Source organism: Paracoccus sp. (in: a-proteobacteria) (assembly GCF_030538495.1).
GTDB lineage: Bacteria > Pseudomonadota > Alphaproteobacteria > Rhodobacterales > Rhodobacteraceae > Paracoccus.
Window position 1 is genome coordinate 23,434 of the sequence record NZ_JAUNTW010000016.1, and the last position, 11,156, is coordinate 34,589.

The window sequence follows — 11,156 nt, forward strand, 5'->3', positions numbered from 1 at the left end:
GGGAAAATTCCACCAATTGCGGGTTAGACGGCGAAGGAGATCAGGCTATGGCTGAAGTTTGGGTGTATCGTGGCAGCGGCCCGATTGACTGGTATCACGACATGTATGCCGGTGAAACCGGTCCCGATGCCGGTTTCCTGCCGAATTTTGGCGTCGAACGTCACAAAATTCTGTCGGCAACGTCATCGAAAATCGTTCTGCAGTTGGAAGATGAAGACGATCCCGATTGGAACAGCACGCTGATCATTGACGGTCGCAATCTGACCTGGCGCGCGAAAGACGGTAAGCTTGAGGGGCTGACCAGCGGCGTCATCACCGCGATGTCGACAACTGCGCCTTGGGATTACGGCACGCTGAAAAAGGGCGATGTTTACTTTGCCCTGCGTGATCTGGACCTGTTGGTGGCTGAATACAACGAATTGTTGACGCAAAAGCCCGAAGACCAATTTTTCGCGATCATGCGCGGCGATGACCGGATTTTCGGCACGGATGGCGTGGACGAAGGGCCGGATGGCGAAGTCATCATCTATGGCGATACGCTGGCTGGTGGCGAAGGCAACGATACCATTTATGGCTATGGCGGGCCGGACGAATTGTTCGGCCGCGGCGGCGATGACGTGATCTATGGCGGTGACGGCAATGACACCATCGAGGGCGGCTTTGGCGATGACACGCTCTATGGTGGCAACGGCGATGATGTGCTGAATGGCGGCGAAGGCGATGATCGCCTGTTCGGCGGCGCGGGCAATGATACGCTGTATGGCGGTATTGACGGCGACGATTTCCTGTCGGGCGGGGCCGGTGATGACCGCCTGTTCGGCTTTGCAGGCCGCGACACGCTGGAAGGCGGATCGGGCAACGATTACCTGCGCGGCGGCTTGGGCGATGACCTGCTGTATGGCGGCACCGGCGACGACACGCTGCACGGCGACGAAGGCAATGACGTTCTGCATGGCGACCAAGGCCGCGACACGCTGTTCGGCGGCCAGGGCAATGATACCCTCTATGGCGGCAGTGCCGCTGATATGCTGTATGGCGGCCACGGCAATGACCTGATGTATGGCGGCACCGGCAACGACACGCTGTTCGGCGGCTGGGGCAACGATTATCTGTCGGGCGGCGAAGGCAATGACCGCCTGTTCGGTTATGAAGATAACGATACGCTGTATGGCAATGCTGGCGACGATTATCTGAACGGCGGCGAAGGCAATGACGTCCTGTATGGCGGCGCGGGCGACGACTTCCTCGAAGGGGAGGACGGCAATGACCGCCTGTTCGGCGGCAGCGGCGACGACCGCCTGTTCGGCGGTAAGGGCGATGATTATCTGGCCGGTGGGTCGGGCAATGACCGTCTGTTCGGCAATCAGGGTCACGATACGCTGTATGGCAACGCTGGCGATGATGACCTGCGCGGCGGTCAGGGTCACGACCTGCTCTATGGCGGCGCGGGCAATGACAGCCTGTATGGCGGTGTGGACGACGACACTCTGTATGGCGGCAATGGCGACGACTACCTGTCGGGTGGTTTGGGCGAAGACCTGCTCTATGGCGGCGATGGCCGCGATACACTGTATGGTGGCAACGGCAATGACACGCTGTATGGCGGCGCTGCGGCGGACGATCTGCGCGGCGGCAATGGCAATGATTCGCTCTACGGCGGCGCGGGCAACGATACCTTGTATGGTCAGGACGGCGATGACCGCCTGATGGGTGAAGATGGTAACGACGTTCTGTTCGGCGGCCAAGGCAATGACCGGCTGTTCGGCGGGCGGGGTAATGACAGCTTGCGTGGTGGTGCCGATGATGACGCGCTGTATGGTGGCGTGGGCAACGACACGCTGCAAGGTGATGCCGGCAATGACTCGCTGTATGGCGGCACCGGTGCCGATGTGCTGATCGGCGGGGCGGGCCTTGACGTGATGTATGGCGGTCAAGATCAGGACCGCGACGTGTTCGTGTTCAACCATATTCGCGACAGCGGTTTGGGCTTGGGCAATCGCGACGTGATCCATGACTTTGTGTCGGGGATTGACGTGATCGACCTGTCGGCGATTGACGCCAACAACATCAACCGGGACGGGATTCAGGAATTCAACTTCAGCGACACGGGCGCGCAGGCGAATTCAGTCTGGACGATCAAATCCGGCAAGAATCTGGTTGTTCGCGTTGATTACGATGGCGACGCCCGGGCCGATATGGAGATTCTGGTTGCCAATATCGCGTCGCTGACGGCGGATGATTTCATCCTGTAACGAATAAGGGGGGCGGTTGATCCGCCCCCCACTTCTTTAATCATCCACCACATTCAAAATCTGCGGCAAAGCCGGGCAGGGCAGCATCTGGTTCTGCGCAATATCGGCCAGCGTGGTGTTGTGCAAAAACACATAGACATGCGCCGACAGGCTTTCCCACAGCCGGTTTGACAGGGTTTGCGCCCGCGACCCGCAGACGCCGCCCGACGCGCCCGCGCCGACATGCAGGGCGCTGACGGTTTCGTCCACAGCCCCCAGAATTTCAGACACGCGGATCGTTTCCGGGGCGCGCGCCAGACGATAGCCGCCGCCGGGACCGCGCACCGACGTCACCAGCCCCGCACGGCGCAGGCGCACGAACAGCTGTTCCAGATAGGGCAGGGAAATATCCTGACGTGTGGAAATCTCGGCCAGCGATGTCAGATCATCGCCCTTGGCAATGGCCAGATCGACCAAGGCGATAATGGCATAACGGCCTTTTGTTGATAATTTCATCGCATTATCCCCCGTTCTGGTCGGTGCTGCGGATTGACGGCTGACCGAATGGCGCGCTATGCCAGACTGGCATGTGTCTTGTGTCCGGTCCTGTGGCTGCCCATCTAAAAGCTGCGCGATCTTGCGTCAAGAAACCCTAAAAAAGCCCGCAAAGGAAGCCCATGCCAGAGCTGATTTTCCCCGGACCCGAAGGCCGTCTGGAAGGCCGTTACCACCCCCAGCCCGGTAAGCCCGACGCGCCGCTGGCCATTGTGCTGCACCCGCATCCGCAATTTGGCGGGACGATGAACAACCGTGTGGTCTATAACCTGCATTACGCGTTCCACAAAATGGGTTTTACCGTGATGCGGTTCAATTTCCGTGGTGTGGGCCGGTCGCAGGGCGAATTTGATCAGGGGATTGGCGAATTGTCCGACGCGGCGGCGGCACTGGATTATTTGCAGGCGATGAATCCCAACAGCAAACATTGCTGGGTCGCGGGGTTCAGTTTCGGCGCGTGGATCGGGATGCAATTGCTGATGCGTCGGCCTGAAATCACCGGTTTTATCAGCGTGGCCCCGCCCGCGAATATGTATGATTTCAGCTTTTTGGCCCCTTGCCCGTCGTCGGGGTTGATCGTGAACGGCACGGCTGACCGTGTGGCTCCGCCCAAGGACACGCATACGCTGGTTGGCAAATTGCGCGAACAAAAGGGCATCACCATCACGCATGAGGAAATCGAGGGCGCTGACCACTTTTTCCGCGATGATGAGGTGCATATGGCGCCGATGATCAATCTGGTGCAGAGCTATGTCCGCCGTCGCCTGACCGAAAACACGCGCTGAATCCGCGACCGCGTTCCCAAGGCGCGCGGTCGTCATGAGTATTTATGCACAGAAGAAGCCCGCGGAATGGATTTTAACGGCGCATTTGCCTTTCTGACGCAGGCGGATCGGCTGAAATCGGTGGATCGCGCCAATGTTCTGATGGACGGGACGCGGGCGGAAAACAGTGCCGAACATAGTTGGCATGTGGCGCTGTTCGGAATGGTGTTTGGTGCGTCGGATCGTGCGATTGCCATGCTGTTGCTGCATGATCTGGTTGAAATCGACGTTGGCGACCATCCGATTCATTTGCCTGTTGGGGCGGGGGTGGCGGCGGCGGAACAGGCGGCCGCCGAACGGCTGTTTGGTTTGTGGCCGGGCGGTGCGGCGATGCTGGATCTGTGGCGCGAATTTGAAGCGGGCGTTAGCGCGGATGCCCGCATGGCCAAGCGGTTGGATCACGTCCAGCCGATGTTTCAGGTGTTGCTGGCGGATCAGCCGCGCCCCGATCATGTGCAGATCGTGCGCGATAACATGGCCTTTGGTCGGGCAGCTCGGCTGCGTCAGGAATGGCCCGATGCCATGGCGGCGGCGGATCAGTTGCTGGCGGGCGGCGTGGTTGGCGGCGATTTCGGGCGGCGGTTGGATTTTCTGGCGCAGGCGGATCGGTTGAAATCGGTGTTGCGCGCCACCCGTATTCATTCCGGGCGGCGGGAAAACAGCGCCGAACACAGCTGGCATGTCGCGTTATGGGCGCTGATTTTGGGTGGCTCGGCCCGTGCGGTGCGGATGTTGATTCTGCATGATCTGGTCGAGGTGGACACCGGCGATATTCCCATTCATGCGGGCGACGGATCAAGCCATAGCGGCGCGGCGCAGATCGCTGCCGAACAGGCGGCGGCGGATCGGTTGTTCGGGCTGTTGTCTGCGGGGCAGGGGGCGGCGTTCCGCGCCATCTGGGACGAGTTCGGGGCGAATGTTTCACCCGACGCGGTGTTCGCCAAATCGCTGGACCGTGCGCAACCTGTTTGGCTGAATATCTGCGCGGGCGGCGGGACGTGGGGCGATTACAATGTCACATGGGATCAGTTGCAATCGCGCGTGGCGGCCAAAATCGAACGCGGCGCGCCGGAGCTGTGGGCGTGGCTGGAGCCGCAGGCGCGCGCGTTTTTCGAAGCGGCCCCAGCATCCACCGGGGCCGCGATTGGTTAATAGGGTGCCTTTACGGCGTCCAGTTGTTCTTTGGTGATCCCCGGCACGCCGTCGCGTTCGCCCCAGCGGTTCAGGTTCCACGCGCCTTCGCCCAGCCAATCTTTCAGCATTTGCAGATTGGCCTGACGCTGTTCTTCGTCGCGGCCCAGATACATATACATATTGCCGGGCTGGCCATCGGCGCGGTTGGTGCCGTCATCCAAGCGGCGCTGCTGCGCGCCGGTCGCGGGCCAGATTACATATTCCATGAAATGCGTGTAATCATCCATGCGGCTGGCGACTTTGCGGCGTTCGTCGTCGCCCAACAGGCGCCATTCACGGTAATTCGGTTTGTCCGCGCTGTGGCAGGTGGCGCATTGGGTGCGGATCATCGGTTCGATGTCGTCGCGCCACGTCAGATCCTGCGCGGCGGCTGGCACGGCGATCAGGGCCATCATGGCGGCGAGGCGGGCGGGGTGGAACATGGTATCCTCCTGGCTGGGGGTTATGTTCGCGCGTTCCTAATCCTGCACAATCAACGTAAGAACGATGTGACGGTTCCGCAAGGATCATCCGAACAATCGTTGATGTTCGGCCATGGCATAGCGGTCGGTCATGCCTGCGACGTAATCCAGCACCTGCCGCGCGCGGGCGGTTTCGTCATTCAGGGTCAGCGCCTGTTCGTGCCAATGCGCGGGCATGGCGGACGGGTCCGACAGATACAGCGGGAACAGATCGTTCAGCATCCGCGTGACCTTTTCGCGTTCCACCACGACGGACGGCGCGCGATACATCCGCGTGAACAGGAATGACTTGATCGCCTTGATGTTCTGATACAGCGGCTTGGAAAAGCGGATGACGGGGCCGTCCATGGCGCGGATGTCATCGACCGATTTGGGTTGCAGCGCGGTCAGGCGGTTTTGGGCGACGGCGATCAGATCCTCGACCATGACGCCAAAGACGCGACGCAGGGCCTCATACCGGCGGCGGGTGGGGTCCAGTCCGGGATGCAGCGCATCCACCTGCGCAAAGGCGGGACCGATGACGGGCAATTCCGCCAGATCGGATTCGGTGAACAGCCCCGCGCGCAGACCGTCATGCAAATCATGATGGTTATAGGCCACGTCATCGGCCACGGCGGCGACTTGGGCTTCGGCGCTCGCATGGGTGTGCAGGTCCAGATCCCAGGCGTCATTCACCTGCGCCAAGGCATAGGGCAGATCGCCCGTCACCGGGCCGTTATGTTTCGCAATCCCTTCCAGCGATTCCCATGTCAGGTTCAGCCCGTCGAAATTGGCGTAATGCCGTTCCAGACGCGTGACGATCCGCAGCGCCTGCGCGTTATGGTCAAACCCGCCGAACGGGGCCATCAGCACGGAAAGCGCGTCTTCGCCCGTGTGACCAAAGGGCGGATGGCCCAGATCATGCGCCAGTGCCACGGTTTCGGCCAGATCGGTGTTCAGCTTCAGCGCCCCGGCAATGGTGCGGGCGACTTGGGCCACCTCGATCGTGTGGGTCAGGCGGGTGCGGAAATAATCGCCGCGATAGGCGTCGCCTTCGTGTTCGACAAAGACCTGCGTTTTGTGCTTCAGGCGGCGAAACGCCGATGAATGAATGATGCGGTCGCGGTCACGCTGCCACGGGCTGCGAAAGGTGGACAGGTTTTCGGGATACAGCCGCCCACGGCTGGCGGCCGGCTGGCAGGCATAGGGCGCGAAAGCGGTCACGGGGGCGGGCCTTCCTTGCGGGTGATGCGCGGCAAGCCTATATTCTGGGCTGACGAACGAAAACGGGAACGCCCCATGAACCTGCCGCCCAAAGTGACCGAACGCGCCTTTGCCCGTCTGGCTGAAATCAACCACGGTCGCGATCCGCAGCCCTTGCGCGTGGCTGTGGCGGGCGGCGGCTGTTCGGGGTTTCAATATGACATCCGGCTGGACCGGGCGGAATCCGACGATCTGGTGATCGCGGATGGCGGGCAGGTGGTGGTCGTGGACCCGGTTTCTCTGCCGTTTCTGTCGGGTGCGGTCATTGATTTCAGCGACGAATTGATCGGCGCGCGGTTCGTTATCGACAACCCCAATGCCAGCAGCAGTTGCGGCTGCGGCACCAGCTTTTCGATTTAGGGGGCGTCATGAAGATTGCCAGTTTCAACATCAACGGCGTTAAGGCGCGGATTGGTGCGTTAACCGATTGGCTGGCGGCGACCGATGCTGATGTCGTGGTGCTGCAAGAAATCAAATCCGTGGACGAAGGTTTTCCCCGCGATCATTTTCAGGATCTGGGCTGGACGGTCGAAACCCATGGGCAAAAGGGGTTTAACGGCGTCGCCATTCTGTCCCGCCTGCCGCTTGAGGATGTGACCCGCGGCCTGCCCGGTGACGACAGCGACGAACAGGCGCGGTATATTGAGGCAACCGTGATCGGCGATCAGGCCGTGCGGATTGCGGGGCTGTATCTGCCCAACGGCAACCCCGCGCCGGGGCCGAAATATGATTACAAACTGGCATGGATGGAGCGGTTGCGGGCGCGCGCGGCGGAATTGCTGGTCAGCGAAATGCCGGTCGTGATGCTGGGCGATTACAACATCATCCCCGAACCGCGCGACGCCGCCAATCCGCAGAACTGGACCGATGACGCGCTGTTCCGTCCCGAAAGCCGCGCGGCCTTTCGCGCGATCATGAATCAGGGCTGGACTGACGCGGTGCGCATCCGCGATCCATGGGCCACGCGCGGGCCGTTTACGTTCTGGGATTATCAGGCCGGTGCGTGGAACCGAGATGACGGCATCCGCATCGACCATCTGCTGTTGTCCCCGCAGGCAGCGGATTTGATGACGGATACCGGCGTTGATCGAGACACCCGCGCGGGCGAAAAACCCAGCGATCACGTCCCGGTTTGGGTGCGGCTGGCGGCCTAAATCACCAGCACGCCGGAATGTTTCGCCTTGTGTTCCGGTTCAACGTGAATGGTGATCTGCGCGTCGGGCAATTCGGATTTCAGCGCGGTTTCGATCCGGTCGCAAATGTCATGCGCCTGATCGACCGTGGTTTGCCCGTCCACCACCAGATGAAAGTCGATGAATGTCACCGCGCCCGCGTGGCGGGTGCGCAGGTCATGCGCCTCGATCGCGCCGGTGGCTTTGTCGGAAATGATGGTGCGAATCGTGGTCAGGGTGTCGTCCGGCACGGCCTCATCCAGCAGACCGGACAGCGACGACGACATCACGCGCCAGCCCGACCACAAAATGTTGACGCCCACCAGCATCGCCAGCAGCGGATCCAGCACGGCCCAGCCGGTCAGAACGGCCAGCGTCACCCCGATCAGCACCCCGGCGGACGACACCACATCGGTGAACAGATGTTTGCCATCCGCGACCAAAGCGGGTGATCGCAGCCGCCGCCCCTGACGCAGCAGCACCCAACACCAGACCCCGTTCAGCACGCCCGCCGCGGCATTGATCGCCAGACCCAGGCCCGGTTCGTCGATCATGCGGGGGTTTTGGAACGCGCCCCACGCTTCGCGCAGAATCAGCAGGGCGGCGATGATGATCATCACGCCCTCCAGCACGGCGGCCATAAATTCAGCCTTGTGGTGGCCATAGGGGTGCGTCTGGTCCGCCGGACGCTGCGCCACACGAATCGCGACCAAGGCGGCAATCGCGGTTGCGACATTCACCGTGCTTTCCAAGGCGTCCGACAACAGCGCAACCGATCCCGTCAGCCACCATGCCAGCGTTTTCAGCGCCAGCACGATCAGGCCAACGGCAATGCTGCCCATCGCGATTTTGGTTGTTTGGTTCATGGTCAAATGCCCGCCGGTTCAGGCGGGCATTTTTCAGCAGTCGCGCTGTGGGTCAAGCGTCAGTCGTCACCGAACCGCGCGTCATCGGCATATTCATCTTCGCCTTCGCCCACAAATTTGGAACTGAGCGCAATAGAATGGTTGTCATGGGTTGGGTCCATGACCACATCCGACGGGATTTCACCGACCAGCCATTCGCGGATTTCTTCGCGCACTTCGTCGGTCTCCATGCCCGTGACCTCGGCCAGATAGGCGATAAAGCCGCGCTGATCGCCGTCGATTTCATCCAGATCGGATTCGTCCACCTCGGGCCATTTGTCGCTGATCGCTTCGTAGAAGGCCGACCAGTTTTCCTGAACGTGATGCCACTTCATCAATACCCCCCACCGGGAAGAACGCCCTGAACCCAGCGCGCGGCCCCGGAAATATCTTCACCCATACCGGCAACGGTGTTGCACCCGGCCAGCGTCATGCCGACCACAACCATAACACAGAAAACCCGCATCAGTTCGCCTCCTGCCACCAGGTTTCCGGCATAAATCCGGGCCAATCGCCATAGATCGGCGTTTTTTCGGGGAAATGCAGGTCAGAGGCATGGGCCAGACGCGACACGGGCGAAAAACTGACCGGAATCACATAGCGACCAGCGGTCAGGATGCGGTCCAGTGCCTGCGTGGCGGCGGTGAAATCCTCGGCCGATGTGGCGGAAACCATTTCGGTGATCATCGCCTCGGCGGCGGGGCTGTTCATGCCCATCCAGTTGCGCGTGCCGGGGGCTTCGACGCCCTCAGCACCCCAATACAGACGCTGTTCGTTGCCCGGAGACAGCGACAACCCGCGTTCATACCACGTCATGTCGAACTGATAATTGTTCGTGCGTTCCACATATTGCGCGGAATCCAGCAGGGTGATTTTCGGCGTGATGCCCAAGGGACGCAGCGCCTCGGTATAGATATTGACGATTTGCTGGGTTTCCGAACTGGTCCGCATGGCGGTGCCGGATTGGTTCAGCAAAATCTCAAACGCAAAGGGCTGGCCTTCGGCGTTTTTCATCTGCCCGTCCTGCACGGTCCAACCGGCCTGTTCCATCAGGTCCAATGCGGTGCGGGTCGCGGCGCGGTCATTGGCGCGGTCGCTGCCGGCGGGCAGGGCGTAACCTTCGATGGTGCCGGGGGCCAGATCGGCGGCAAAGGGTTCCAGCAATTCCGCCACGCGCCCCGTCGCCGGGCCTTCCGTCATCCCCAGAACCGAGTTCGAAAAATACGACGTAATCCGCGGATCCTTCCCGGCGTTCAGGGTCTGGTTGATGAATTGGAAATTGAACATTTCGATCATCGCCTGACGCACCCGCCAATCGTCAAAGATCGGGTTGCGGGTGTTCATGACCAGCCCGACAATGCCAGACGGGCGTTCATGGGTGATTTCATCTTTGACGATTTTTCCCTGCGTCATCAGCGGGAAATTATATTCGGTGTCCCATTTCTGCGCCGAGAGTTCGCGCCACATGGTGACTTCGCCCGCTTTGAACGCCTCGAACATGGCGTTTGCGTCACCGAAATAATCGTAACGGATGGTGTCGAAATTATACAAGCCCTGCGTCAGCGGCAGGTCGTTCGCCCAATAATCGGGGTTGCGTTTGAACGTGATCGACCGGCCCGCATCCACGCGGTCGATGACATAGGCGCCCGACCCAATCGGCGGTTCCAGACCCGATTCGCTGAAATCTTTGCCGTCCCATTGGGATTTTTTCAAAATGGGGCGCATCCCCATCAACAGCGCCAGTTCGCGGTCGTCCTGATTGAACGTAAACCGCACGCTGCGTTCGCCGGTCTGTTCCATCTTTTCGACCTTGGACCACGCGCCCAGATAACGCGGATGCCCCTGCGTTCCCAGCGTTTCATAGGACCACATCACGTCCTCGACCGTCACGGGGCTGCCGTCGGAAAAACGTGCCTCGGGGCGCAGGGTGAATTCGACCCATGACCGATCCGGCGCGGTTTCGACCGTTTCAGCCAAAAGACCGTAGAGCGTAAAGGGTTCGTCAATCGACCGGAACATCAGCGTTTCGGCCACATGCGTGCCGACGCCCCATGCCGAATTGCCCTTCAGAACCCAGGGTTTGAGCGAATCGAATCCCCCCGGTTCGGCCAGGCGAATCGCCCCGCCTTTGGGCGCATCCGGATTGGCATAAGGCAGGTGATCAAACCCCGCAGCCAAGGCAGGTTCACCATACATTGCAATGCCATGCGTCGGTTCAGCAAGGCTTGCCAGCGGCATTGCTGCAACACCCGCCAGCAGCGCAAAGACCGCAGAGATTCGCCCCGTGATCGCGGAATTGTTAGTGTTTTTGAAGATTCGCATGGCCCGATGCCTCTGTCGTTGTTCTTTGACTGCAATTTCAACAGGCTTGCCGCGCGCCCGTCAACCAAGCTGATTGTTTCTGTGTTGGACTCGGGTTCGGAAAGGCGTATAAATGCCTTACTGCTCGATAGGTTTCTTGCCTGTATGAAACCTGCCTCATGACTTGCGCCCGCCTTGTGCGGGCGCTTTTTTTTGCCCATGCTGCGATTGCAAAACCGCCCCCCTCCGGGGTGTGTTCACATTTTTGCAA

11 protein-coding genes are annotated in these 11,156 nt (G+C 60.6%); 5 read left to right on the top strand and 6 right to left on the bottom strand.

Annotated elements, in window-relative coordinates; genetic code table 11:
• Nucleotides 1-47: 47 nt before the first annotated feature.
• Entirely contained in the window at nucleotides 48-2,252 is a 2,205-nt protein-coding gene (locus Q4G20_RS12820; protein ID WP_303343849.1) for a calcium-binding protein, read from the top strand.
• A 36-nt stretch (nucleotides 2,253-2,288) separates the two neighbouring features.
• Here Q4G20_RS12820 and Q4G20_RS12825 read toward each other — a convergent pair whose 3' ends face one another.
• Nucleotides 2,289-2,747, bottom strand: coding sequence for an Rrf2 family transcriptional regulator (locus tag Q4G20_RS12825; protein WP_303343850.1), 459 nt, complete (start codon nucleotides 2,745-2,747; stop codon nucleotides 2,289-2,291).
• Between the two features lie 161 nt (nucleotides 2,748-2,908).
• Between Q4G20_RS12825 and Q4G20_RS12830 the strand changes: the two genes are divergently transcribed.
• Entirely contained in the window at nucleotides 2,909-3,571 is a 663-nt protein-coding gene (locus Q4G20_RS12830) for an alpha/beta hydrolase (protein WP_303343851.1), read from the top strand.
• 66 nt (nucleotides 3,572-3,637) lie between these two features.
• Complete coding sequence (locus Q4G20_RS12835) at nucleotides 3,638-4,762, top strand: HD domain-containing protein (protein ID WP_303343852.1); 1,125 nt, start codon at nucleotides 3,638-3,640, stop codon at nucleotides 4,760-4,762.
• Here Q4G20_RS12835 and Q4G20_RS12840 read toward each other — a convergent pair.
• The gene (locus Q4G20_RS12840; RefSeq protein ID WP_303343853.1) at nucleotides 4,759-5,226 is read right to left on the bottom strand and encodes a hypothetical protein; all 468 of its coding nucleotides are present in this window, start codon (nucleotides 5,224-5,226) and stop codon (nucleotides 4,759-4,761) included. The two genes, Q4G20_RS12835 and Q4G20_RS12840, sit on opposite strands and share 4 nt — an antisense overlap.
• Nucleotides 5,227-5,310: 84 nt before the next feature.
• A complete protein-coding gene (locus tag Q4G20_RS12845) occupies nucleotides 5,311-6,468 on the bottom strand; it encodes a deoxyguanosinetriphosphate triphosphohydrolase (RefSeq protein ID WP_303343854.1) in 1,158 nt (385 codons plus the stop codon).
• A gap of 75 nt (nucleotides 6,469-6,543) precedes the next feature.
• Between Q4G20_RS12845 and Q4G20_RS12850 the strand changes: the two genes are divergently transcribed.
• A complete protein-coding gene (locus Q4G20_RS12850; protein ID WP_303343855.1) occupies nucleotides 6,544-6,867 on the top strand; it encodes an iron-sulfur cluster assembly accessory protein in 324 nt (107 codons plus the stop codon).
• 8 nt (nucleotides 6,868-6,875) lie between these two features.
• Nucleotides 6,876-7,661 carry an exodeoxyribonuclease III gene (gene xth / locus Q4G20_RS12855; protein ID WP_303343856.1) on the top strand — a complete coding sequence of 262 codons (786 nt, stop codon included), beginning with the start codon at nucleotides 6,876-6,878 and terminating at the stop codon, nucleotides 7,659-7,661.
• Here xth and Q4G20_RS12860 read toward each other — a convergent pair.
• From Q4G20_RS12860 to Q4G20_RS12870, 3 genes are all read right to left on the bottom strand, one after another.
• Nucleotides 7,658-8,545, bottom strand: coding sequence for a cation diffusion facilitator family transporter (locus Q4G20_RS12860; RefSeq protein ID WP_303343857.1), 888 nt, complete (start codon nucleotides 8,543-8,545; stop codon nucleotides 7,658-7,660). The genes xth and Q4G20_RS12860 overlap by 4 nt on opposite strands.
• 59 nt (nucleotides 8,546-8,604) lie before the next feature.
• Nucleotides 8,605-8,919, bottom strand: coding sequence for a hypothetical protein (locus Q4G20_RS12865; protein WP_303343858.1), 315 nt, complete (start codon nucleotides 8,917-8,919; stop codon nucleotides 8,605-8,607).
• Nucleotides 8,920-9,049: 130 nt separating this feature from the next.
• Entirely contained in the window at nucleotides 9,050-10,906 is a 1,857-nt protein-coding gene (locus Q4G20_RS12870; protein ID WP_303343859.1) for an extracellular solute-binding protein, read from the bottom strand.
• Between the last annotated feature and the right edge of the window lie 250 nt (nucleotides 10,907-11,156).

What these genes read in the sequence shown, in the direction of transcription:
- Q4G20_RS12850 (WP_303343855.1), top strand. Translation starts at nt 6,544, where the DNA reads ATGAACCTGCCGCCCAAAGTGACCGAACGCGCCTTTGCCCGTCTGGCT.
- xth (WP_303343856.1), top strand. Translation starts at nt 6,876, where the DNA reads ATGAAGATTGCCAGTTTCAACATCAACGGCGTTAAGGCGCGGATTGGT.
- Q4G20_RS12825 (WP_303343850.1), bottom strand. Translation starts at nt 2,747, where the DNA reads ATGAAATTATCAACAAAAGGCCGTTATGCCATTATCGCCTTGGTCGAT.
- Q4G20_RS12840 (WP_303343853.1), bottom strand. Translation starts at nt 5,226, where the DNA reads ATGTTCCACCCCGCCCGCCTCGCCGCCATGATGGCCCTGATCGCCGTG.
- Q4G20_RS12830 (WP_303343851.1), top strand. Translation starts at nt 2,909, where the DNA reads ATGCCAGAGCTGATTTTCCCCGGACCCGAAGGCCGTCTGGAAGGCCGT.
- Q4G20_RS12820 (WP_303343849.1), top strand. Translation starts at nt 48, where the DNA reads ATGGCTGAAGTTTGGGTGTATCGTGGCAGCGGCCCGATTGACTGGTAT.
- Q4G20_RS12870 (WP_303343859.1), bottom strand. Translation starts at nt 10,906, where the DNA reads ATGCGAATCTTCAAAAACACTAACAATTCCGCGATCACGGGGCGAATC.
- Q4G20_RS12860 (WP_303343857.1), bottom strand. Translation starts at nt 8,545, where the DNA reads ATGAACCAAACAACCAAAATCGCGATGGGCAGCATTGCCGTTGGCCTG.
- Q4G20_RS12835 (WP_303343852.1), top strand. Translation starts at nt 3,638, where the DNA reads ATGGATTTTAACGGCGCATTTGCCTTTCTGACGCAGGCGGATCGGCTG.
- Q4G20_RS12865 (WP_303343858.1), bottom strand. Translation starts at nt 8,919, where the DNA reads ATGAAGTGGCATCACGTTCAGGAAAACTGGTCGGCCTTCTACGAAGCG.